Below are 24,743 nucleotides of genomic sequence, written 5' to 3' on the forward strand. Positions count from 1 at the left end.
CATCATATTTCGACGACGAGATCCCGGCCTTCGCCGGGATGACGGAATTAGGCTAGGCTTTCGGGCCGCCACTCGGAGGCGATCAGCGCGCCTTCACCGAACAGCCTTTGCGTTGCATCGGGAGCTGCGACCGCTTCGCGTAGCTTATCGCCAAGCGGATCGTCGATCGTATGGTCGCTGCGCAGGAAAGCGATCCATGCAGCGATCGCAGCCTCGAGCGAAGGGCAACGCTGCCCACGGTGCTGGTGCCATGCCAGCGTTTCGAGCCAGCGTTGCGGGATTTTCTGGCTGCCATCCATCGCGATCTGGATCAGCCGGTGGTTCAGCGCGGGGTTGGCGAAGCGGTCGAGCAGGGCGCCGGCATAAGCCGTGAGATCCTGTCCCGGCGCGGCGTCGATCGTCGGGGCGGCTTCCTCACGCATCAGCCGCTCGATCACCGGCCGGATCGCCGGGTCGGCGATTGCCTGATGGACAAATACGTGCCCTGCTCCAAGCCCGATATAGGCGAGCGCCGAATGCGCGCCGTTGAGCATACGCAGTTTGGCGGTTTCATAGGGCGCGACGTTGGCGACCAGCTCGGCCCCGACATTCTCCCAGCGCGGCCGCGGGCCGGCAAAATCATCCTCGATGACCCATTGGCTGAAGCCTTCGGTGACCACCGCGCCCTCGTCGCGGACGCCAAGGGTGGTTTCGACTTCGGCGCGGTCTGCCTCAGTAGTCGCGGGGACGATGCGGTCGATCATCGTCGCCGGGCATCGGCATTCGCTGTCGAACCACGCCGAAAGGTCGGGATGACAAGCGGCGAGATAGTCGCGCATCAAGGCGCGCAGCACCGCGCCATTGCCCGCCAGATTATCGCAGCTGAGCAGCGTCAGCCCGGGCAGGCCCGCGGCCTTGCGCGCCGCGAGCCCTGCCGCGACGAAGCGATAGAGGCTGGAACCGCCGGCCGCCGCAGCCAGATCGAGCGAGCCATCGGCCCGGCGCAGATAGCCCTTCTCGGTGACCGTGAAGCTGATGATGCGCGTCGTCGGTGCCGCAATCGCATCGGCCACGGCCTGCGGATTGTCGGAAGCGACGAGCACCTGCTGGACCGCGCCGATCAATCGTATTTCGGTTCCGGCGACGCTCCGTGTGCTGACCGTGTAAAGCCCATCCTGCGGGTTCAGCTGTGCCGCGACGTCCCCTGAACGGAGCGACACCCCGATGATGCCCCAGTCGCGATCCCCCGCGCGCATCGCATCGTCGGTGTAGACCGCCTGATGCGCGCGGTGGAAGGCGCCGATACCGATATGGACGATGCCCGCGGCTTGGCGCTCGCGGTCGTAACCCGGCGCCTGCACCGACGCCGGAAGCTTCGTTTGCGCCGACAGCCTCACAGCTTGTACGCGGCCTTGGCGAGATTATAGCTGAGGTCGACGGCAAGCTCGGCCGCCTCCCATTCCTCCATGCGATGCTCGGCGACGAGCTGCGCAAGGAAGCCGCAGTCGATGCGCCGCGCGACATCATGGCGCGCGGGGATCGACAGGAAAGCGCGTGTGTCGTCGTTGAAGCCGACGCTGTTATAGAAGCCCGCGGTCTCGGTCGTGTGGCTGCGGAAGCGCCGCATGCCTTCGGGGCTGTCGTGGAACCACCAGGCGGGGCCGAGCTTCAGCGCCGGATAATGGCCCGCGAGCGGCGCGAGTTCGCGCGCATAACTTGTCTCGTCCAATGTAAAGAGGATGATCGTCAGCGCGGCTTCGTTGCCATAACGCCCCAGTAGCGGGCGCAGCGCATGGACATAGTCGGTCGCGGTCGGGATATCGGCGCCCTTGTCGCGGCCATAATGCTCGAACAGCCACGGGTTGTGGTTGCGGAAACTGCCGGAGTGAATCTGCATGACGAGCCCGTCGTCGAGGCTCATCCGCGCCATCACCGTCAGCATATGCGCGCGGAACAGCTCGGCGTCGGCGGCGCTGACATTGACGCCGGTGACGCGCGCGAACAGCGCTTCGGCTTGCGTCTCCGAAAGGTCGGCAGTCGCGGCGGTCGGATGGCCATGGTCGGTCGAGGTCGCGCCCATCTCGGCGAAGAAGGCGCGGCGATTCCGGTGCGCGGCGAGATAGCCGGCGTAACTGTAGGCGTCCTCGCCGCTCAACTCGGAGAAGCGCTTGAGGTTGTCGCGAAAGCCCTCGAACTCGGGATCGACCACCGGATCGGGGCGATAGGCTGTGATCACCTTACCCAGCCATTCGCCGCTGGCGTTGGCGGCGCGAACGGCCGCGTGATGCTCGAGCGTATCGAGCGGGCTTTCAGTCGTTGCGATCACTTCGATACCGAACCGATCGTACAGCGCGCGCGGCCGAAAGGCATCGGTCGCGAGCTTCTCGGTTATCAGATCGTAATAGAGGTCCGACGTCTCGCCCGAGAATTGCACGTCGAAGCCGAATGCCTCGGCGAACACCCAGTCCATCCACATCCGCGTCGGCGTGCCGCGGAACAAATGATAGTTTTGCGCGAACAGCCGCCAGCTCTCGCGCGGGCCGGCCGCCTTGTTGCGGATCCCCAGCGCATCGAGCGAAATGCCCTGCGAATAGAGCATCCGGAACGCATAATGATCGGGATGCAGCAGGAACTCGGCGGCATTGCCGAACGATGCGTTGCCCGCGAACCACGCCGGATCGGTATGCCCGTGCGGGCTGACGATCGGCAGGTCGGCAACCTCGGCATAAAGGCGCCGGCAAATATCGCGCTGCGCGAGATCGGACGGGAACAGGCGATCGGGATGAAGCTGAAACGGGCGGGTCATGCGGAGGTGCCTTCGCTTTCGACAGTGACCGGCGTCAGGCGCGGACTCAGGAGATGGAGCGCCAGCACGGCGAGGAAATAGACCGTCGTGCACACGGCGAAGATGATCGTGTAATTGCCGTTTGTCGCATCGAGCACGAGCCCGGTCGACTTGGCCATGATCATCCCGCCGATGCCGCCCATGAAGCCGCCAAGTCCGATCACCGACCCGACCGCGCGTTTGGGGAACATGTCGGGCGGGATCGAGAGGATCGTCGACGAAAAGGCCTGATGCCCGGCGAGCGCGAGACCGATCAGGACGATGGCCAGCCACATATTGTCGAGGCCCGTGACGAACAACAGCGGCAGGACGAAACAACCGGCGATCACCATCGTCAGCTTGCGCGCGAAATTGGGGGTGCGCCCGCGCTGGATCAGCTTCGAGGAGAGCCAGCCGCCCGCGATACTGCCGACGTCGGAGAGAAGGTACATGATGATCATCGGCAGCAGCACGACCTTCAGGTCGACATCATAGGTGCTGGCGAAATATTTGGGCAGCCAGAACAGCATCAGATACCAGACGGGATCGATGAGGAATTTCGCGACCGCGAACGCCCATGCCTCGCGCTTGGTGACGATTTTCGACCAGCCGAGGCGCGCGACCTGCTCGGGCGGATCATGCTCGATCCACGCGAGTTCGGCATCGCTGACCTTCCCGCTCTCACGCGGATTGCTGTAGAGCCACAGCCACAATACCAGCAGGAGAGCGCCAAATGCGCCGGTGTAGATGAAGGTTTGACGCCAGTCGAAACCCGCCCAGACCATGAACAGCCAGATCGTCGGCGCGGTCAAAATGACCCCGATCGTCGTTGCGCTGTTGACCCAGCCGATCGCAAAAGCGCGTTCCTTTTGGGGGAACCATTCGCTCGACGCGCGAACGACCGCGGGGAAATGCCCCGCCTCGCCGACCCCGAGGACGACACGCGCGGCCATGAAAGAGGCGATCGATCCCGCGAAACCATGGGCGACATGGCCGATCGTCCAGATGGCGATCGCGATGCTGTATCCGATCTTGGGGCCGAAGCGGTCGATCAGCCAGCCCATCAACAGGAAACCCAGCGCATAGGCGGCCTGAAACGCCATGACGATGTTGCCATAGTCATTCTCGCTCCACCGCATCTCGTCGCCGAGGACGGGCGCCAGCAGGCCGAGCATCGTGCGGTCGATATAATTGACCGTCGTGGCCGCGAACAGCACCGCGACGATCAGCCAACGATAGCGTCCCGTCTTTGATACCGGCGGCGCCGATCCTGCTGCAATGCCCTGCGTCATATGTCTCTCCCGTGGCACCAGAAAAATGCCGGGATCCGTCCGAACGAACCCCGGCAAGGCTGGGGATGGCTAGAAGGTCGGCGCGCGCTCGCCGGTGGCCCCCGCAAGCAGCACGGCGGCGCCGATCAAAGGCCGCGCCAATGCGCTATCGAAAAGGAAGGCCCGCATCACATTCTCCACAACAGTCCGGACGCTTTCCGCGCCCCTTTCTGCAATATCCATAAGGATTGGTCTGACCGATTGCAACAAGTGGTTTGTTACATGCCAAACTCGTCACACGGATCGACCTGCCAGCGAAACATGTGAGAAATTTCCCAATGTTCTGCGATTATCAGGCGCAGGAAAGCATTTTCGGCAAACCGAACTGGCCTAATGGAAAACAAATATTCCCAAGATTTCGCACCGCCCCACTCGCTCAGCAAAAAAAGCGATTGTCAAAATTGGCCATACCAAATAGGCTTGCACCTGCTCCGAACCGACCAGCCCGAAGAAGCAGGTCGAACTTGGAGAGGACGATATGAGCGGACCGGCACCAGCCGAGACGATGCCCGGCGCGGCCGGGATTCCGACCGAAAGGAACTGACCAACATGGGACGCTTTGTCGCCTTTGGCGAAATCCTGCTGCGCATGTCGCCCCCGGGGCGCGAACTCCTGCTCCAGACGCCGCGGCTCGACGTCTGGATCGGCGGCGCCGAGGCCAATGTCGCAACCGCGCTCGCGCGGCTCGGCCACGACACGGCGATCGTCAGCGCCGTGCCCGACGATCCGCTCGGCGACGCGGCCGTCGCCGCGCTGCGGGGGCACGGCGTCGATTGTTCGGCCGTCGCGCGGCGGCCCGGACGGATGGGGGTCTATTATGCCGTGAACGGCGCCGGTTTGCGCGCTACCAACATAATCTACGATCGCGCCCATTCCGCTTTCGCTGACGCCCCCGCAGCGGACTGGGACTGGGATCGGCTCCTCGCCGGCGCCGGCCGTCTGCACCTGTCGGGAATCACCCCGGCGCTGGGCCCCGGCGGAACGGCAGCGGCCTTCGCTGCCGCAGACGCCGCGACGCGGCTTGCTATTCCTGTCTCGTTCGACGGCAATTATCGTGCGCGCCTGTGGGAAAGCTGGGACGGCGATGCCAGGGCCATCCTGTCCCGGCTGGTCGGCCTGGCCGATATCATGTTCGGCAATCATCGCGACATCGCGCTCCTGCTCGGCCGCGATTTTAGCGATGACGGGCCGGCGCGACGACGGACCGCGGCGGACGCGGCATTTGATGCCTTTCCCAAGCTGGCGCTGATCGCCTCGACCGCGCGCCATGTCGAGGATGTGGACCATCACCGCCTCGCCGCGCGGATCGATACGCGCGACGACTTCGCCCAGACCGAGGAGATCAGGGTGGCCGGTATCGTCGACCGCATCGGCACCGGCGACGCATTCGCTGCGGGCGTGTTCGATGCGCTGCTGCGCGACCAATCCATCGCGGTTGCGGCGCAAACCGGGCTGACGCTCGCCGCGCTGAAGCATTCGCTTCCCGGCGATGCGAGCCTGTTCGGGCGATCCGATATCGAAGCCTTCCTGAGCGAGGGTTTCGATGTCAGGCGATAGGGATAGGCAAAGGGTATAGCCCGATTACTGGGCGTAGCGGCTCCGTTCGTCGGCGACCCGCTTTCGGGCCAGTTCGACCTCGTGCACTTCGGTTGCCTCCAGCAGCGCTTCGAGCGCGCGCGCCAGATGCTTTTGCATCGCGGCGCGCGCCGCCGCTGGATCGCGCGCTTCCAGCGCGAGGACAATATCCTCATGCTCGGCAACGCTCGGGGTCACCCCCGCGATATGCGCCTTGCTGCTGAGCAGACGATAGAGCGAAGAGCGCGCGCGCATGTCCCACAGCGATTCCACGACCGCGACGAAGGCGCTGTTCAGGCTCGCGCTGGCGATCAGTTCGTGGAACTGGCGGTCGGCCACTTCGGCGCGCGCGCTGTCGCCGCCGGCATCGCCCATCGCTTTTACGAGCGTACGGAGCTCCGCAAGCTGTTCGTCGGTGATCCGTCCGGCAGCGAGCGCGGCAACCTCCCCCTCGATCTGACGGCGCGCTTCGAGCAGTTCGAAGGGACCGACGTCGGCGGAGGGGCCGTCAACATCGGCATGCGAAATTGCCGTCACATAGACGCCCGATCCTTTGCGCACTTCGACCATCCCGTCGACCTCGAGCGCGATGATCGCCTCGCGAACCGTCGGCCGCGATACGTCATAGGACTGGGCGAGTTGCCGCTCCGACGGCAACCGCGTACCGATCGGATATTCCCCCGCCTCGATCTTGGCCGCGATATCGGTGGATACGCGTTCGTAGAGCCGTTTTGATTCCATGCCATTCCCCATGAGGAAACCGCTATCTTGTTGGCCTATGCGTTACAAGGTCGCTTGTTGCCGGGCGGGCTTGGCATGCGCCTGCGCCGTCAGCACCAGTTCGGCGGCGAGCAACGCTCCCTCCTGATCTTGCGCCACCGATGTCCCTTCGACGATGTCGGTGACGAACTGCGGGCCAAATGGCAGAGGCACTTTGGAGCAGTCCAGATACCGAACACCCTTCCGGTCGGCGATAAGCAGGTGATTTCCGCCGGGCCGGCCGGCGATATCGACATATTTCCTGAGCTCGATATAGCCTTCGGTGCCGAGAATGAAGAGACGGCCATCGCCCCAGGTCGGCAAACCATCGGGCGTGAACCAATCGACGCGGACATAGCCGGTGCCGCCGTCGCCGCTCAGCATCATATCGCCGAAATCCTCGAACGTCGGATGTTCGGGATGCGCGAAATTGCCGGTCTGCGATGCGACGACATGCGCACGCTTGCTGCCCGTCAGATAGACGAATTGATCGGCCTGGTGGCTGCCGATATCGGTCAGGATCCCGCCGTTGCGCGCCGTGTCCCAGAACCAGCCGGGGCGGGATGCCGCGGCCAGTCGATGGGGGGCAAGGTTGACGGTCTGGATGACACGCCCGATCGCGCCGTCGTGGACGAGCTGCCCCGCCATGACCGCGGCGGGCACTTCCAGCCGTTCGGAATACATGATCGCAAACTTGCGGCCGGTCTCCTTGATCGCGCGGCGAACGTCGGCAAGCTGCTTCAGCGAGGTAATCGCCGCCTTGTCGCTGAGATAATCCTTGCCCGCGCGCATGACGCGGATGCCCAGCGGCGCGCGCAGCCCGGGGATGGCTGCGCTGCAGACCAGCTTGATCGCGACATTGTCGAGAATCTCGTCTTCCGAACGCGCCAGCGCGATATCGCCATAGCGCGCGCGGAACATCGCAATCTGCTTGGGATCGGTCGCATGGAAGGTCGTGAGAACGCCGCCACCCCGGATCACGGCGTCGGTGATGCCATAGATGTGATTATGATCGAGCCCGATCACCGCGAACGGCACGCGATATTTCGCTTCCGGCGCCGGGCGTGCGGGTGCGCCCTCGGTCGGCGCATCGCCGCGCGCCGCGGACTGCGCCAGCGCATCGACCGCGAAGCCCGCGGCGAGCCCCGCGGTCAGGCCAAGGCCCAGAAGATCGCGCCGGTTGGTGTCGGTCATGGCTTGTTCCTTTTTCAGATGGCGACCAGCGACGTCGGCCAGGCCATCACCTGACCGCTATCCATCGCCTGTTCGCCAAGCAGCGACGCGACGCTCGCGTAATAGGCCTGCGACAACAGGCCGGGCAGCGGCTTGCCGGTTCGTACCGCTTCGCCAAAACCCTCGAACTGCAGCATCGTCTCGTCATATTCGCCCCAGCCGAGCGAATCGCCGGGCGTGGTGACGGGAAGTTCGGCGAACCAGGTCGCACCGCCGATCGGGACCGTACGCTTTTTCCCGCTCGCCACGTCGGCCTGCATGCGCAGCAGCGCCAGCTCTTTCGGCGGCAGTTCCTTGTAAATGCGACCGAGTTCGGGTTCGATCGTCCCCTTGCTGCCCTGAATCTGCTCTTCGCAGCCATAACGCGCGTTGTTCAGCAGCGAGGTGTAGATCAGTTTGCGGCCCCCCGCATATTCATAGATCAGCGCGACATGGTCATAGACCTCGCGCCCGTCCTTCCAGAAACAGATGCTGCCCGATCCCATCACGCGGGTCGGTACGGCGTCGAAGAACAGGTTGCTGACCTGAATCTGGTGCGTCGCCAGTTCGGTCATCAACCCCGCCGAGCTGTCGCGATACAGGCGCCAGTTGATCTGGCGGTCGGTGGCCCCGGCGGGAACCGGCCGGCGCCAGCTACTTTGCCGGTGCCAGCTGGCGCGGATCTGCGTAAGCGATCCGATTTCGCCCTCTTTCGCGCGGCGGACCGCGTTCAGATAGGTGGGTTTGAACATGCGCTGATGGCCGATCTGCAGCACCTTGCCGCTGTCCTGCGACCGTTTCACCATCGCGCTACAATCGTCGATCGTGCGCGCCATCGCCTTTTCGCACCACACATGAAGCCCCGCATCGAACGCATCGAAGCTCTGCTGTTTATGAAGGTCGAGCGGGGTCGCGATCACCACGGCATCGAGACCGCCCGCATCGAGCATCGCCCGGTGATCGGTGAAGGCACGCGTCGACGCATCGACCAGCGCGCGCCCCTTTGCCAGATGCAGCTCGAAATTGTCGCAGATCGCCGCCACGGTGCAGTTGCGGGTCTTGGCGATATTCTGGATCAGTCCCCGACCGCGATCGCCCGTGCCGATCACCCCCAGCCGTACGCGATCGCCCTTCGCCACCGGTGCGGCGAGGGCGGCTGTGCTTGCCCAGGGCGCCGCTGCGGCCATCCCCGCGCCAGCTGTCGCCATCAGCACGCGATCGATGAACGATCGCCGTGACAGGTCGAAATCATTGTCAGTCATTAAAACTCATCCTGGCAGATTGATCGGGGATCGCCGCTCCCCGGGGGAAATCGAATAGAAAACGGCGCGTCCGGTCGCCGTTCAGCAAGCGCTCCGCCTGATCTTCATCGGCGACGAGCAAAGCGGTGCTCATCGCCTCGGCATGCGCGCCAAGCCGGTCGACGGCAACCGTGCAGCGCGGCGCAGACACGATGGTGGCATCGGTCGGGCGTATCATCGCGGCGCGTTCGGGCGCGTTCGTCCCCGCACCGACGGTCGACGAGATCGATACCGATTCGTCGGTGAGTTCGAGTTCGACCAGAATCTCGTCGGGACGCAGCGGATGGGAAATCGCGAACGGCCAGCCGCCGCCAAGCGGGTGTTCGCCGACGACGGCAATCGAACTTTCCCCGGCCGACAGGCACGCCGATACGACACCCTTCTCGCGCAGGACGGCGCAGGCGCGATCGAGCGCGAAGCCCTTGCCGAATCCGCCGAAATCGAGCGCGACGGGCTGCGATATCTCGATCCGCGCGGCGCCGCGATCAAATGCGATGGCGCTCCATCCCGCCGACGCGAACCGGCGGTCGGCCGCGGGATCGAACAGCCCGAGCGTCGAGGCGCGCAACTCCTCGATCGTGACCAGCGCTTCGAACAACAGCGCATCGTCGATGGCAGCCCCCTGCCCCGCCATCAGGCGTTCGTTGAGCGCGGTCGTTGCCGAGGGGCGATGGATCGTCAACGCATCGTCGACCGCCTCGATCGCGCGCTGCGCCGCCGTCAACGCGTCGTCGTCACCCGCACCGAACCGATGCAGTTCGACGCGCGTCCCCATCGAAGCAAAGCGCACAACGTCGGTCATGATCGCCCCAGGGGTCAGCCCTTGACCTCCCAGCCCGGCTCATAATCGACCGACCACAGCTTCATGGCATCGGCATTGGCCGGTTTGCCCGTCGCCGGATCGATCGTCAGCGCGCCGCTCGTGCGATAGGCGATATTGCCGAGGTGACAGAGCGCGGTGCTGATATGCCCTTCGGCAATCGGCGATGCGAGCGCGCTGGCGCGGCCGCGGATGACGTCGACCAGATTGCCGGCATGAAGGATGTCGAGCGCACCCTCGCCGACCGTTCCGGTGGTTTCCGAACTGGCCGGGGCCTTCACCTCCCGCGTCAACTTGCCTTCCAGATCGTACAGCTCGAACCCGTTGCGATCGACGATGGCCGACCCTTTGGTGCCGAGCAGCAGCACGCCGCGGCCACGCCCATAGGTCTTGATGCCATTGCAGCTTTGCCCGTTCCAGCGGATCGCGCGGCCATCGTCATAGATCAGGTCGAGCGCGAGCGAATCATACATTTCCCAATCGTCGCCGCGGTGGAAATGCCGTCCGCCCTGCGTCGATACGCTGGTCGGATAGGTCAGGCCCATCACCCAGCGCGCAATGTCGAGTTCGTGCATCGCATTGTTGCAAATCTCGCCCGTCCCGTATTTCCAGAACCAGTGCCAATTATAATGCACCAAGTTCGAACGGTACGGGCCGCGCGGACGCGGTCCTTGCCACAAATCCCAGTTCAGATTGGCCGGCGGCGCGATTTCCTGCCCCTTGCCGATCGACCCGCGATTATTCGCATACCAGGTCTGGGCCTCATAGACTTCGCCGAGTTCGCCGGCCCGGACCATGTCGACAAGCTGCCGTGTCTCGACGCTCGAGCGCTGCTGGTTGCCCACCTGCAGCTGACGCCCGGTGCGGCGCTGTGCCGCGATCAGCGCTTCGCCTTCGGCGGGGGCGATGCCGATCGGCTTTTCCAGATAGACGTGGCGCCCCGCATTCATCGAATCGATCGCGAGCTTTGCGTGCCAATGATCGGGCGTCGCGATGCTGACGATGTCGACGTCCTTGCTGTCGAGCAGCCGGCGATAGTCCCCCACGATCTTGGGGGCAGGATGGCCTTTGGCGGCAAATTCGCTCGCGCGCTTCGCGAGGATGGCCGAATCCACGTCGACGAAATGGGTGACGGAAACGTTCGGCAGCTTCGAAAAGGCGCTCATATGCGCCTGCCCGCGCCCGTTCACGCCAACCACCGCCACACGCAAGCGATCGTTCGCACCCTTGATCTGCGCATAGCTGCGCGCGCTCATCGTGGCGCCCAGCGTCGCTGCGGCGCCCTTCAACATCGTACGGCGGTCAATCATGTCCTGTCCCCTTAGAATTCGCGCAGCTTGATCGACCGGAAGTCGACCCGGTCGCCATGATCCTGGAGCAGGATCGGTCCCTGCTCCCACTCGCCGAAGTTCGGCCATTTCGCATATTTGCTAAGCGCGACAAGCTCGCGAAAGGCGGGCGATCCCCGTTCATATTCGACGACCTTGAACCCGTTCAGCCAATGCTCGACATGCTTGCCGCGCACCACGATGACCGCCCGGTTCCATTCGCCCGGCGCGTTGACCCGCTTGCCCGGGCTATCGGGATCGGAGAGGTTGCGCGCGGTGATCAGATCATAGAGCGAGCCGATCGTCCGATTGCCATCGCGGCCCATTTTCGCATCGGGATGGCGTTCGTCGTCGAGCAATTGGAACTCGAGACCGATCGCCGATCCGTCGCCCTTGAGCAGGTTCGGATCGACGAAATATTTGATCCCGCTATTGGCGCCCGGCGTCAGCCGGAAGTCGACCGATAGCTCGAAGCTCTTGTAATCGCGGGTGGTGATGATGTCGCCGCCATTGGTCGCTTCGGCGCCACCCGATTTTTCGACCGACAAGATGCCGTCGGCGATCGACCAGCCCTTCTTCGGAAAAGCGGGCCCCTTGGCGCTCCGCCAGCCCTGCGTCGTCTTGCCATCCCAAAGCAGCTTCCAGCCGGCGCCGCGCTCGGCGTCGGTCAGGCGATTGGCCAGCCATCCCTGCTGCTCGACCTTGGTCGCGGGCGAGGCAAAGCGGGCGGGCGCGTCGGTGATGATCCGCACGTTGCGGAAACGTGCCTCGGGCTTCTTCGCCGCGACCGCATCGGCAACCGAGTGCACCTGGAAAGCGATGAAGCCGCGCGCGTCCACATCGTCGACAACGTCGGCGGCGGGCACGCCATTGATCCAGGTGCGCAGGCGCGTCCCGATCGCTTCGACACGATAGTGGTTCCAGTCGCCCGAGCGAAAGGCCTGCCGCGCCGCATCGTTGCGGCCGAGCGTATAGAGCCATTGACGGCGTTGTTCGTCATAGATGCCGGCGCTCCAGCGCCGCGACGAGGGATCGATCTCCATCTGATAGCCGTGAACCACACCGTTTCGATAATCGGGCCGGCTCTGGCCGCGGATCATCACGCCCGAATTCAGCGTCGGGTCGGTCTTGGCATCGAATTCGAGGATGAAATCGCCGTAAAGCGCGTCGGACACCAGCCAGCTGTTCGCCGAGTTCGGCACGGCGCTGCCAACGACCTCGCCGTCGACAACGCGATAGGGCGCCTGCCCCCCGGCGCTGTGCCAGCCGGCGAGTCCGGCGCGCGGCGTGACGTCCTGCCACGGAGCCTGCCGCTGATCCTGCGCAGCCGAACCGGGCGTCAGCGCTATCAGCGGTGCGGTGGCCAAAGCTAGAAATGCGATCCTTCGAAACATCGTGGCTCCTCTCAATTTTTTATTGCGAGGGCATCCCGAACACGCTTCATTTCCTGCCGCGCCAGGCTCTCGCATTATATTGCCGCTAGCGTGAACACGCGAACACAGCTTGTGCCTGCCAACCACTAATATGTGGTCAGGCCACTTGCAATAGATATGTCAGACCGATTGTGGTTCGCGAGACGGCAAGCGGACCGGGGCGGTCAATCGACGTTGGAAGCAAATGAGGGGCTCGCAGATGAGCGACGCTTCTCGCATCGCGGCTATTTGCGCCTTGCTATCGTAGCGACGCGCTTCTGAACACCACGACCTTCGTCGCAAGGACCCGATCGGTCTGAACCGAATCGGTCACGCACGATGCCATTTGCCCCTTCAGGCGGGGCTGTGCCGAAGACCCCGACCGAATCCCGTCGAGAACGCGCTCAGTGACTGGGCGCGGAACCAGTTGCCGGATTATAGAGAGGATTTGCAGGATCGAGCGGGGACGGATTCACCTGAGCGGGCGGGTCGGCGCTCTCGGTCCATGCGCGGTAGATCATGTCCCTGAGCATCGCAGCGCCTGCTGCCGCCCGGCCGTAGACCAGAGCCCGCGCGTCCCGATCCTCCGGATTGGCAAAGCCACCTCTCTTCTCGATGATGTAGACGGTTTCCATATGGCTCCCCGCCTCGTCGAGGAAGGACAGGACGGCATCGAACAAATCGCCTCGCTGCCGAGCCGGTGCGCCGATCCGGTCGGCGAGGTTCTGTGGCTCCAGCGCGATCGCATCGACAAACTCGCTCTCGAAACGGCCATGGATGCTTCGATCGGTCGTATAGTTTTTCGGATTGGCGCCCAGCCATCCATCGCTGTTGACCGAAGCGTGGAGCGGCTGCGAACCGTCGCCGATATAATGCCCAAGGCGGGCAACCTGATAGGCACAGTTCTGTTCCGGCACACTGGCGTCGGCACCCGCTTTTTGCGCAGCGCGAATCTGGCGCATGCAAACGACAAGGCGCCCATAGCTTTCCATTGCCGCATAGGGCAGCGTGCCGGTCCAGCGCACGTTGGTCCGCTTGGCCCGCTCCGGATCGCTGTCCTTGATCCGCAGATACTCGTCATGCAAGGCGAGGATAAACTCGTAGCGCGAGCGCGGGATGGGGTTCAAAAATGCGAACTGCTCCTTGAACCATCCGTGATTGGGATCCTCCTCGATCTTTGAAAAGGGCTCGGAGGCGCTGCGCCAGCTGTCGGGCATGGTCGAAGAAGCTGCAATATAGTCGGCATATCTGTGGAGGAATATGGGGCCGTCGGCGGGCAGCGCTGCGATGGCCGCTCTGTCGATTACTGCGTGGGCGCGTTCGCCCCAGGCGAGGACGGGAACAGGAACGGCGGCGCACGCGGCCGCAGCAAAAGCTAACAGGAAATGGCGCACGGACTTTGCTCCGAACAGGACGTCAGGGATCGAGCGGATCGGCCGGTTCGACGTGAAACGCGACCGGGTCGGGGACGAAGCGCAGCGTGAAGCGATCGGGGCCGGGTGCCAGACGGCCCGGCTGCACCCCCATTTCCTTCAGGTTGCGGAGCGCCAGTTCCTCGCCGCCGATATACTGGATCGTGCGATGGTCGGAGACGATCAGCGCCGGCCGATCCTCTGGAAAGCCGGCGGCGAGCAGAAGCCGCGCGCAGTTGCGCAGGTTGGTGGTGGTATGGCGCGCATGCGGCTCCATCAGGATGCGGTCGGCCGGAATGCCATATTGCGTGACCAGCAGGCGCTTCATCTCGACCGCTTCGTTGAACGGCGTGCGGTTGGGGTGCACATTGCCCCCCGATACGATGATGAAAGGGGCCAAACCGCGCGCGAACAGATCGGCCGCAATGGCCAGGCGGATATGCCCCATCACGCCCGTGCGCGATTGCACGTCTTCCGGGCCATGGCCGAACACCAGCAGCGCGGTATAGGGCTTTGCTCGCCAGTTCATCCGGGCGACAGCCCGGGCCGTGTCGGCATTGTCACCGCCCAATAGCGGCCGGTAGCTGCCCGCGTCGATACGCTCGTTCATCTGGAGGAGGCCAATCGCGTAACGCAACGATGGATCGAAGAAAAGATCATCGGCTTTGGCCTGCGCGGCCGTGGCGACGCCGTGCGTATCCAGCACGTCCGCCATCTTGGGGTCGGCAATATTGAAAATGATGGAGTCGATAACGGGATAACGCGGTGATGCCCCTTTGGCATAGACGGCGATGACCTGGTTCACCGCTGCCGCCGTTTCGGCCCACGCCGTGGCGACAAGATCCGCATCGGACAGTGCCGCATGGCGGGCGAAGCGCCCGGAAGGTCGCATTTGCCGCGTCACGAGCGCCCTGGCGCGCTTTTTATCGCTCACCATCAGCCGCAACCGCGTCTGCACCAGGGCGATATCCGCCTCGGTCCATATCCACGCATCGGCCAGACATTGCGGAGACGGCGCACAGCTGTTTTCCGGCACCCGCGCGGCGCGCGCGGCGGCAAGTTCCACCAGAACGGGATCGTCACGCAGCGCCTGCGCCCAATCCGGCGCCGTTCGCATCATTGCGAACAGCGGAAAGATGCGGGTCGCCAGCGTGGCGGCAAAGGGTGATGCGTAGCCGGCCGGGTCCTGCGCCGCCGCCACTCCCGGATAAAGGGACGAGGCGACGGCCAGGCAGATGCTCAAGGCTGTGGTGCGAATTGCGCGCACCCTTACCAGCTGCGGCTGAGGATAAAGCGGAAGCTGCGGCCGAACAAAGGCCGTCCATAGATCGCATCGCTCGCGCCCTGGCCGGCGAGCTGGTCGGTCCGCGGGTTCCCCTCGGTCAATCCCTTGGCGTTGGTCAGATTGTCACCAACCACCTGGAAGCGCCAGTTGCCAAAGCTCGCCGACGCGCTTGCGCCGAAGGTTTGATAAGCGGGCAACGCCGTCAGGTTGAAAAGATCGACGTAGCGGCGGCCCACCCATTCGTAACGTCCTGCAATCTCGACTTCGCCTCCGCCGACCGGGAAACGGACAGACGGACGCACATTGCCGAAAAACTTGGCCTCGCGGATGATCTGGTTGCCGTTCACCGCGGTCGGATCGGCGCCCGACGTGTTCGCGAGATTGCGATATTGGGGGTCGGCCCAGGTGACCGAACCGGCCAGTTCGAACCAGCTCACCGGCTTGATCCGGCCGTCAACCTCGACGCCTTTTGCGACAGCCTCGCCGATGAACGGCACGGGCTGGTCATTGCGGCCGGTCACCGGGTTGAACGCGATGAACGTCGCGTTGAAAGGATCGAACTTGGTGTAAAAGCCGGTGACGTAGAGGTAGTGCGGGCCGAAGCTGGCCTTGACGCCCAGTTCATACTGCCGCGCCTTGGTTTTGATGATTGTCGGGGCGGTGCTGGATACCACGCCCATCTGGGGCGGCACTTCCAGGTTCGAAACGCGGCCGTAAGCGCCGAAATTGTCCGTGAAGTCATAATTGACGCCGGCCGTCCAGTTGGTCGCCGAGGGTTTGAGCTTGTTCGAAACGATGGCCCCGCTGAAAGCGCGGGTGGCGTTGTCGGCCAGCGTCGTCGCATCACCCAGATCAGCGGCGGTCGACAACAGCGCAAAGCCTTCATAGTCATACCATTCCTTACGGATGCCGCCGTCGACCCGCAGTCCGTCGGTAATCTCCCAGGTATCATTGGCATAGACGGCGACCATCTTCGCATCGGCCTCGCCCTGGTTCAGCGTGGTGGTGTATCGCAACACGCCATTTTGGGTGACCGAGCCGAGCACGGCGCCCGTCGCAGAATAGGCGACAAGGTCGATCGTGCGGGGCTGGCTCTGCACTTCGATCAGCATGTCCTGATAGGCCTGGAAGAGCGTATTGCCATAAGCCGCCCCATAAACGCCTACGCGCACGTCATGGGTGCCCAGGCCGGTCTCGAACTTGCGGGTAACACTGAGATCGGCCTGCCCCGAATAAAAGTCCGATTCGGAAACGCGATACTGGCCCGACATGATGAGGCCCGAAGCCGCGCCCGGATCATAAACCGTCGCGCCGTTGGTGCCCGCAACGGCATAGCCGAGCCGCGCCACATCGGCCCCGAAAGCGGTGCGAGCGGCCGTCAGATAGCTTGCCGCAAAGGTGTTCGCGCTAACCGGGTTGGTGGTCGAATAGAAAGCGTCGAAGCTGCTCTTGCCTTTGGTGAAGCCGCCCTTGGCCGAAACCAGCCAGCCATCGAAATCGCCTTCATATTGCAGGCCGACGTTGAAGAAGCGCATGTGCCGGCCATCGGCAAGATCCCGGTTCAAACCCTGCAGCACGCCGGCACCATCGCGATATTTGACGTTGACGTTGCGGAGCGCCGGAGAGTTCAGTGTACCCGTGTGATAATCGATATAAGGATCGAGTGAGAGAGAGGGATTGCGCGGATCGGCGACCGGGATCGGGAGGTAGAAGATGTTGTGGTCGTTGGTATATTGCATCGACACCTTGACGAAGCCGTTGTCGAGGTCGTGCTTCAGGTTGGCGCGGATCTGGCCACCCTTGTCGCTGGGAAAGCCGCCGTCGCGATAGCCGTCATGCTGGCGCAGGAAGCCGCCGATGGCGAAATAGGTGCGCTCGCCGATCGGTCCCGACTGCATCGCGTCGAGCCGGTACAGGCCGGTATCACCCAAAGTTAGCTGCGCTTTGCCGCGCGCATCGGGCCCGCCCGACACGGTGATGTTATTCGCGATCGCTGCGGCGCTGCTGGCATAGATCGGCGCCGGACCGCCGCGCACGATTTCGACGCGCTCGGTCATCAGGTCGAAGCGGTTCATGCCTTCACCGGAGTTGAAAAACACGCCGTCAATCTCATGATAGAGCGGCAGCCCGTCCTGCTGGAAGATCAGGTATCCGCGATCGGTAGGAATGCCGCGGACGCGCGTGATGTTCTGCACTTCGCCGCCAGTCGCTTCGACCTGGATACCCGGAACGGTGCCCAGCAGGTCGGCGAAATTCTTGGGCGCGATCCGCTGGACCTCTTCTTGTCCAAGGGAGTTCACGGCATAGGATACGTCGAACCGGCGCTGGGCGCGGGCGCTTCCCGTCACGACGATGTCCGATTGCGCCGTCTCTTCTGCTTCTGCCTCCGCTTCCGGAGCGGCCGTTTGGGTTGCATCCTGTTCCGCAGCGATGCTGGGCATTGACCATGCCAACGCGGTCAAAGAAGATAGAAGCGTCAGAGCGTAAGTTTTTTTGTGTGCGAGTTGCATTGTCGAGTCCCCTTATGGAACTCGGCCGGTTAGGGGCGCTTCGCGTCAATGCGGTTACACGCTGTCCCTTCAGATCCTCACAGGGCGGAATTTTCCTGTCGGCGCATGCCTCGACGGGGCGAAGCACCGATATGTCCTGGCTCACGCCGACGAATGGGTCACCGCTATCCAATCGAAAAACCCGGAGACATTGATGTTTCGCGCGTGCCGCCCTGAATCAGCGTCGGCGGGAAACCGGCTGCGAAATCGCTGTAAACGGGCGACACGAGCGGATTGAGCCATGTACCATCAGGTCGTTGGCGCGCCGTTCCACGAGCGACCGACCTGACAGCAAATCACCGTTTGCGGAATGTCCGCTTATGAAAAAAAACGGGAACATGCGGCCGTTCGATTTGCAATGCGCCCGCGGTGGCAATTCCACCAATCTTGATACGGCGCTTTCGCCTCTCAACGGATTCGATTGGCCACCAAAGCTTCCAAGATCGCGGAGTCCGCGAGTGTCGATGTGTCGCCGAACGACGACACATCCCCTTCGGCGATCTTCCGGAGAATGCGGCGCATGATCTTCCCAGAGCGGGTTTTCGGCAGGCCGGGTGCGAACTGCACCGCGTCGGGGGTCGCGATCGGGCCGATTTCGCTGCGTACCCATTTCACCAGTTCGCCGCGCAGCGCGTCGTCCGCGGCGCAGCCGGCATTGAGCGTCACATAGGCGTATATGCCCTGCCCCTTCACATCGTGCGGCATCCCGACCACCGCAGCCTCGGCCACCTTGGGGTGGAGCACCAAAGCGCTTTCGACCTCGGCCGTGCCCATGCGGTGGCCGCTAACATTGATGACGTCATCGACGCGGCCGGTGATCCAGTAATAGCCGTCGTCATCGCGGCGGCAGCCGTCGCCGGTGAAATATTTGCCCGGATAGGTGGTGAAATAGGTCTGGAAGAAGCGCGCACGATCCCCCCAGACGCCGCGCATCTGTCCTGGCCAGCTCCGCGCGATGACGAGATTGCCCTCGGCTGCGCCGGGCAAAACATGCCCCTCGCCATCGACGAGTTGCGGATCGACGCCGGGCATGGGTTTCGTCGCACTGCCGGGCTTGAGCGCAGTCGCGCCCGGCATCGGCGCGATCATCGCGCCGCCGGTTTCGGTCTGCCACCAGGTGTCGATGATCGGACAGCGGCCCTCGCCCACGACCGCATGATACCAGCGCCACGCCTCGGGGTTGATCGGCTCACCGACCGTGCCAAGCAGCTGGAGCGACTTGCGGCTCGTCCTTGCCACAAAATCATCGCCGTCCCTCATCAACGCGCGCAGCGCGGTGGGCGCGGTGAACAGCGTGTCGACCTTGTGCCGGTCGACGACCTGCCAGATGCGGCTCGCGTCGGGCCAGTTGGGCAGCCCTTCGTACATCAGGGTCGTCGCGCCATTGGCGAGCGGGCCATAGAGGATGTAGCTGTGCCCCGTAACCCAGCCGATGTCGGCGGCGCACCACCACACCTCGCCGGGACGATAGTCGAAGCAAAGCTCATGCGTCAGACTCGCCCAGAGCAGATAGCCCGCGCTGCTGTGCAGCACCCCCTTGGGCTTGCCGGTCGAGCCGCTCGTGTAGAGGATGAACAGGGGATCCTCGGCGTTCATTTCCTCAGGCGGGCAGTCGGCGGCGACCTCTGCGGCAGCATAGTGATACCAGATGTCGCGGCCCGCGGTCATCGCCACCGCGCCGCCGGTCGCCCGCACAACAATCACCTTCTCCAACGCGGGCGCGCGCTTTGCCGCCTCATCGACATTGGCCTTGAGCGCGATGCGCTTGCCGCCGCGCCGCCCTTCGTCGGCGGTGATGACGACGCGGCTGTCGCAATCGGTGATGCGGCCCGCCAGCGCTTCGGGCGAGAAGCCGCCGAACACCACCGAATGGATCGCTCCGATCCGCGCGCAGGCGAGCATCGCAAACGCCGCCTCGGGGATCATCGGCATGTAGATGGTGACGCGATCGCCCTTGCCGACCCCTTGCGCCTTCAGGACATTGGCGAAGCGGCAGACCTCGCTGTGTAGTTCGCGAAAGCTGATACGACGCGGGTCTTCGGCGGGATCGTCGGGTTCCCAGATGATCGCGACGTCGTCGCCCCGGCTCGCGAGATGCCGGTCGATGCAATTGGCCGCGACGTTGAGCGTGCCGTCGGCGAACCACGCGATGCGGAAATCGCCTTCGTCGAACGACCAGTCGCCCGCCGTGTCCGGCGCGTTCATCCAGTCGAGTCGCTTCGCCTGCTCCAGCCAGAAAACGTCGGGCTCTGCGAGCGAGGTTTCGTACATCGCGGCATAGGCCGCTTCGCCAAGTGCCCGCTCCTTCCACTCGGCCGGAACCGGATATATATCGGACACGCGCATCTCCTCCGTCATTGGCCGCGGATCGGAAGCACCGGCGCGCGGGCGGCGGGAAGCGAAACCTTCAGTTCCGCGGCAAGCGTCGGCGCGATCTGCCGCATGTCGATCACGCCCAGATTCTGGCCCGCGGCGATCCCCGGCCCCGTGATGAAGAAGGACGAATGCATGTCGGCACGGACCGTCCGCCTCGAGAAGGCACCATGCGCTCCGCCTTTGGACGGCTTCACGATCGGCCCCGTCATCGCGTTGGCCATCCGGTATCCGGGCTTGAACGCTACGACATATTCCGCTGCCGGCGGAAGCCCGCGATTCGCATATTCGTCGCGAGCGTAGATGCGCTCGATCCCGTTGGCCGGGTCGGCCGCCAGTTTCTGCAGATATTCGCTGACGCTTGCCTTCGTCTTCTGGTCCTTCCGGTCCTGGAGCACGACCATCGCCGACCCGCCGACATACCAGACAAAGGCTTTCCACGAGGTGACTTCCTGCTCGTCGCCCTTGCCGCTGAGCTTGATGAAGCCCGCGTCGACGAAGGCGGCGTTCAGATTGACCTGATGCGTCACCCTGTCGAAGCCGTGATCGGACACGACCGCGACGACGCCGCCGGAATGCGTCTTCCGGTACGCCGCAACGACGCGGCCGAGCGCGGTGTCGATCCGTTCAAGCGCCGCGTTGCCCTCGGCGCTGAACGGACCGAACTCATGCTGCTGATGGTCGAAATTGACGAAATGGACCGTCAGCAATTCGGGGTTTTTCTGCTCGATCAGCGCGATCGCGTCGTCGGCGATCTTCGCGTCATCCTCGTCATTGCCTTCGACGAGGTTGAAATCGATATCGGTAGCCCTTTGGGTGACCGGCCAGAAGATACTGCCGGTCTTGAGGCCCGCTGCTTTTGCCGCCCCCCACAGCGTAGGCGCCTTGATCTGCGCATAACTGCTATAGCTTTTCGGCAGCTTAGCGGCCGGCGCGAAGGGCCGATTGTTATAGATGCCGTGCTCGGCGGGCAGCACGCCCGTGACCAATGTCGTATGGTTCGGGTTGGTCACGGTGGGGTTCACGTTGATCACGGCCTGTGCGTAGCTCCCGCCGGTCAGGAAGCTGCGCAGCATCGGAATCTTCAAGCCATGTTTATCGGCGTCGAGCACGGCGTCGGGCCTCAGCCCGTCGATCGAGATCATCAGCACCGGGTGACGGCCGGACACTTCGGCGTCGTCCGGTGTCGCCGCCCCAGTTTGGGCGCCCGCCTGGCCCACCGGCAGGCTTGTTGCCATCACGAGTGCGATCGAAAACTGGATTGTCCGCCAAAGTTTCATGACTGGCTCCACAAATGAATGATGGGTCGGGCGGAATCTTAGAACCGGTGCTCGAGCTTCAGCTTGAACTGGCGGCCGCGCGGGTTGACGGTGCCCACGAAATAGCCCTCATCCTCGTCCGCGACGGGCGGATCGGCGTCGAAGACATTGTTGACGCCGAAGGTCACGCGCGTGTCGTTGCCGGGGCCGAAGGCATAGGTGATGCGCGCATTGTGCAGGATCGCGGGCTTCACGCGCAGATAGAAGCGCTTGATGCCGTTATCGTCAAAGGTCATGATGCTCTTGGGCCGGCCGAGGGCTTCATAGATCGCCTCGGTGGTCGACGCCGACGTGTCGGCGTAGGGGCCGTAGTAGCTGGTGAACCAGCCCAGCGACCAGCCGTCGCTCTTCCAGTTGACCGACGCAATGCCCTTCCATTTGGCGCGCTTGTTCTTGCCGAGTTCGTCGTTGACGATGCCATCGTCGGCCAGCTCCTCGTCGCGCTTCAGATAGTGCGTCGCTTCGGCCTTCAGCGTGAATTGGCCGAGGCCAAAGTCGGGCACGCGATATTGCAGCGCGAGGTCGAGCCCCGCGAGCTTGCGCGAGCCGAGATTGATATAGTCGTTGATCAGGCTGGTAATCTCACCGACGACGGCGCGCTTGGTGGCGTTGGTTGGCTGCGCGGCGTTGTACGCGTTGAAGGTCGCGATATCGACCGGCGTAGGGGCGCGGCGGGTGACGCGGCTGTTGCCCGCATAATTGGCCGTCCCCGATCCGAGATCGATCTGGTCGGCCGTCTTGCCCGACGCGAGCGCCGCCTGGGTGGCGAGGTCGAGCAGCAGTTCGTCGGTCGCGAGCACCTCGGTGTTGCCGAGCGCGGTGATCGCGTCGCGCTGGTTCAGCCGCCAATAGTCGACCGTGAAGGAAAGCCCGCGGATGCCCGGCACCTCCATCGCAATGCCCGCGCCGAAGTTCTTCGCCCTTTCGGGATTGAGCCGGTCGTTGCCCTGGCGGAAGGTGCGCCGCGGCGCGCTGTCGTCCGCCGCCGAATTGGTGACGTCGCGGCGATAGGGATCGGCGGTGTAGTTCACGCGCAGCAGCGGCGTGGTGTTGGTCTGCGCCAGGTTCGGCGCGCGGAACGATTCATTATAGGACGCACGCAGCTTCACCCAGGACGCGGGCGCCCAGAGGATGCTGTATTTGGGTGTCGTGCTCGATCCGTGGATCGAGAAGCGCTCGTGACGGATCGCGGCACTCAGCTCGAGCCGGTCGAACAGGAAGAAGCGATTGTCGTCGGTCACCAGCGGCAGCGCGACCTCGGCATAGGCGGCCTGCACATTCTGCTTGGCGTCGATGTCCGAATTGGGACTCATCGCGATGAAGTCGTTGTCGTTTTCGCGCAGGTACGGGAAATCATTTCCCGATCCGGGCGGGTTGAGGCCCGCGAACGGTGCCTTCCACGCATGATAGCTTTCCCAGCGCGCCTCGGCACCCGCCGCGACCTGGATGGGGCCGCCGCCAAAGGGAAGCTTCCAAAGCTCGCCGCCAATCTTCGCGTCCCACACGATGATCTGCGTTTTGCCATAGCGGTTGTCGGTGTCGTACATCGGCTCGGTGACCGTGTTGGGGTTCACATAGGGCTGATCGACAACGACGCGGTTGTTCACCACCTTGAACGTCACCGGGAACGGATTGTAGGCGCTGCCATCGGTGCGCGCGAGCGCCCGGCGCAGCAAGGATTCGCGGAAGATGTTCGACTCGGTCTCGTGGCTGTAGGCGCCCGAGACGAGCAGGCCGCTTTCCCAGGCCCAGCTGTCGCCGAACTTGCCGCGCGCGCCCGCCATAGCACGGTAGAAGGTCGAATCGACTTCGATATAGCGATCCTTGGTGCCCGGCGGGATCAGCCCCGACACGATCGTGACGTCGGCGGGTGTGCCGGCGATGCGCGCGGTGCCATCGGCGTTGGGCAGGCCCTGCGGATGATAAAAGCGCGAGCCGAACGGGTTATAGGGGTTCGACGCCGGGACATAGAGGCCCGGTTCGTTGACGTTCTGCATGTTCGCCGCTTCGCGCTGGCTGTTCGCGTGCGAGCCGGAGAAGAGGACATCGCCGAATATGGTGAAGCTGTCGTTGAACTCATGTTCGACGAACATCGCGAGATTGAGCCGCTTCAGCCCCGGCACAAGCGTGCGGTGCGGCAGGCGGTTGTCATAATATTCGTCCTCGGGGTTGCCGAGGTTGCGCGACGGCGCCGTCTGCTTGAAATTCACCGCGCCATCGGCGCCGGGATAAAGGAAGAAGGTGCCGTCGGTCGCGACCGTCGCGACGCCCCCCGCGGGTGAGGTCGAGGTCGAGATCCCGCGGTTGCCGTCGGGCCGCCCACCGTTGAACGTCAGGAAGTCCGACTGAATGAACCCGCGGCGGAACTGGCCATAATGGGTGATCGTGCTGCCGTTATCGAGGTCGTTGTCGAGCGAGAAGTTCGCGCCCGTCGCCGGATTGACGATCGGCAGGCCGTTCCACGGCGCGGGCAGTTTGCGCGTGCGTCGCAGGTCGGACTGCGACCCCCATTTGCGATCGCCGAACAGCAGGTCGTTGCGCCGGAAATAGTCGGCCGAAATGCCGATCGACGTCTGGCCGAACTGAAAGGTCTTCGCCGCCGTAACGCGGAATTCCTCGGCACCGCCGTGCTGCGTAATCGCGCTTTCCATCGAAATGCGTCCGCGATCCTTGGTCGGCGAGATGATGTTGTTGATCACCCCAGCCGCGGCATCGGCACCGTAGATCGCCGATGCGCCGTCGCGCAGCACTTCGACGCGCGATATCAGCGCGGTGGGGATGACATTGGCATTGGCCGAAAGCGACGGCACGCCTTGATCGGTCCCGGAAATCGGATGCGGCGCCATGCGGCGGCCGTTGATCAGCAGCAAGGTGCTGCCCGAACCGATGCCGCGCAGGTCGGGCGACGACACGTCGCCACGCGCGCCCTGCGAGGCGATCGTGCCTTCGTTGATTTCGGGCGGCGACGCCGACGGCAGCGTCTCGTAAAGATCGGCGCCGGTCGATCCGCCGCGCAGGTCGATTTCCGACTGGTCGATGACGGTGACCGGCAGCGCGGTTTCGGCGCGCCGGATATTGGTGCCGGTCACGACGATTTCCTTCGTCGGCGCATCGGCTTCGGCGGGTGCCGCGTCGGCGGACGGAGCCGCATCCTGCGCGCGGGCGCCGGCTGCTGTGGCGAGCGCGAACACCATCGCGGTGCCGCATAGAATCGAATGACGAGCTTTCATGTTTCCCTCCGCATTAAGCAAAAATCGCAGTCTG

16 protein-coding genes are annotated in these 24,743 nt (G+C 63.9%); 1 reads left to right on the forward strand and 15 read right to left on the reverse strand.

Annotation, left to right across the window (positions count from 1 at the left end):
• Window positions 1-47 precede the first annotated feature (47 nt).
• Genes ATE70_RS16735 through ATE70_RS16745 form a run of 3 tightly spaced genes read right to left on the reverse strand, consistent with a single transcriptional unit; the run spans window position 48 to window position 4,095 of the window.
• Window positions 48-1,376 carry a mannitol dehydrogenase family protein gene (locus ATE70_RS16735; RefSeq protein WP_231733425.1) on the reverse strand — a complete coding sequence of 443 codons (1,329 nt, stop codon included), beginning with the start codon at window positions 1,374-1,376 and terminating at the stop codon, window positions 48-50.
• Window positions 1,373-2,785, reverse strand: coding sequence for a glucuronate isomerase (gene uxaC, locus ATE70_RS16740; protein ID WP_058538990.1), 1,413 nt, complete (start codon window positions 2,783-2,785; stop codon window positions 1,373-1,375). The genes ATE70_RS16735 and uxaC overlap by 4 nt, the downstream gene beginning before the upstream one ends.
• On the reverse strand, window positions 2,782-4,095 hold the full coding sequence (locus ATE70_RS16745) for an MFS transporter (protein ID WP_058538991.1): 1,314 nt from the start codon (window positions 4,093-4,095) through the stop codon (window positions 2,782-2,784). The genes uxaC and ATE70_RS16745 overlap by 4 nt, the downstream gene beginning before the upstream one ends.
• Window positions 4,096-4,683: 588 nt before the next feature.
• On the opposite strand from ATE70_RS16745, the gene ATE70_RS16750 reads away from it, so the two are divergent.
• Window positions 4,684-5,691: a sugar kinase gene (locus ATE70_RS16750; protein WP_058538992.1), complete on the forward strand. Its 1,008-nt coding sequence runs from the start codon at window positions 4,684-4,686 to the stop codon at window positions 5,689-5,691.
• Between the two features lie 24 nt (window positions 5,692-5,715).
• Here ATE70_RS16750 and ATE70_RS16755 read toward each other — a convergent pair whose 3' ends face one another.
• The 12 genes from ATE70_RS16755 to ATE70_RS16810 form a co-directional block, all read right to left on the reverse strand.
• Window positions 5,716-6,450: a FadR/GntR family transcriptional regulator gene (locus ATE70_RS16755; RefSeq protein WP_058538993.1), complete on the reverse strand. Its 735-nt coding sequence runs from the start codon at window positions 6,448-6,450 to the stop codon at window positions 5,716-5,718.
• Window positions 6,451-6,492: 42 nt separating this feature from the next.
• A complete protein-coding gene (locus ATE70_RS16760; protein ID WP_058538994.1) occupies window positions 6,493-7,662 on the reverse strand; it encodes a Gfo/Idh/MocA family protein in 1,170 nt (389 codons plus the stop codon).
• A gap of 14 nt (window positions 7,663-7,676) precedes the next feature.
• Window positions 7,677-8,942, reverse strand: a complete 1,266-nt coding sequence (locus ATE70_RS16765) for a Gfo/Idh/MocA family protein (protein ID WP_058538995.1) — start codon at window positions 8,940-8,942, stop codon at window positions 7,677-7,679.
• Window positions 8,935-9,783: an FAD:protein FMN transferase gene (locus ATE70_RS16770; protein WP_058538996.1), complete on the reverse strand. Its 849-nt coding sequence runs from the start codon at window positions 9,781-9,783 to the stop codon at window positions 8,935-8,937. Before ATE70_RS16770 ends, ATE70_RS16765 begins: the two co-directional genes overlap by 8 nt.
• Before the next feature lie 14 nt (window positions 9,784-9,797).
• Window positions 9,798-11,111 (reverse strand): Gfo/Idh/MocA family protein, encoded by a 1,314-nt coding sequence (locus tag ATE70_RS16775; RefSeq protein ID WP_058538997.1) that lies wholly within the window; start codon window positions 11,109-11,111, stop codon window positions 9,798-9,800.
• A gap of 11 nt (window positions 11,112-11,122) precedes the next feature.
• On the reverse strand, window positions 11,123-12,496 hold the full coding sequence (locus ATE70_RS16780; RefSeq protein WP_231732776.1) for a 3-keto-disaccharide hydrolase: 1,374 nt from the start codon (window positions 12,494-12,496) through the stop codon (window positions 11,123-11,125).
• 449 nt (window positions 12,497-12,945) lie between these two features.
• Window positions 12,946-13,935 carry a hypothetical protein gene (locus ATE70_RS16785; protein ID WP_058538998.1) on the reverse strand — a complete coding sequence of 330 codons (990 nt, stop codon included), beginning with the start codon at window positions 13,933-13,935 and terminating at the stop codon, window positions 12,946-12,948.
• 22 nt (window positions 13,936-13,957) lie between these two features.
• Window positions 13,958-15,196 carry a YdcF family protein gene (locus tag ATE70_RS16790; protein WP_231732777.1) on the reverse strand — a complete coding sequence of 413 codons (1,239 nt, stop codon included), beginning with the start codon at window positions 15,194-15,196 and terminating at the stop codon, window positions 13,958-13,960.
• A gap of 26 nt (window positions 15,197-15,222) precedes the next feature.
• Window positions 15,223-17,679 (reverse strand): TonB-dependent receptor, encoded by a 2,457-nt coding sequence (locus ATE70_RS16795; RefSeq protein WP_197411495.1) that lies wholly within the window; start codon window positions 17,677-17,679, stop codon window positions 15,223-15,225.
• A 516-nt stretch (window positions 17,680-18,195) separates the two neighbouring features.
• A complete protein-coding gene (gene acs, locus ATE70_RS16800) occupies window positions 18,196-20,133 on the reverse strand; it encodes an acetate--CoA ligase (protein WP_058539000.1) in 1,938 nt (645 codons plus the stop codon).
• Between the two features lie 8 nt (window positions 20,134-20,141).
• Window positions 20,142-21,440, reverse strand: coding sequence for an alkaline phosphatase family protein (locus ATE70_RS16805; protein WP_058539001.1), 1,299 nt, complete (start codon window positions 21,438-21,440; stop codon window positions 20,142-20,144).
• A gap of 38 nt (window positions 21,441-21,478) precedes the next feature.
• Window positions 21,479-24,709, reverse strand: coding sequence for a TonB-dependent receptor domain-containing protein (locus ATE70_RS16810; RefSeq protein WP_058799880.1), 3,231 nt, complete (start codon window positions 24,707-24,709; stop codon window positions 21,479-21,481).
• Window positions 24,710-24,743 lie beyond the last annotated feature (34 nt).

The organism is Sphingopyxis sp. H053 (assembly GCF_001468225.1).
Classification (GTDB): domain Bacteria; phylum Pseudomonadota; class Alphaproteobacteria; order Sphingomonadales; family Sphingomonadaceae; genus Sphingopyxis.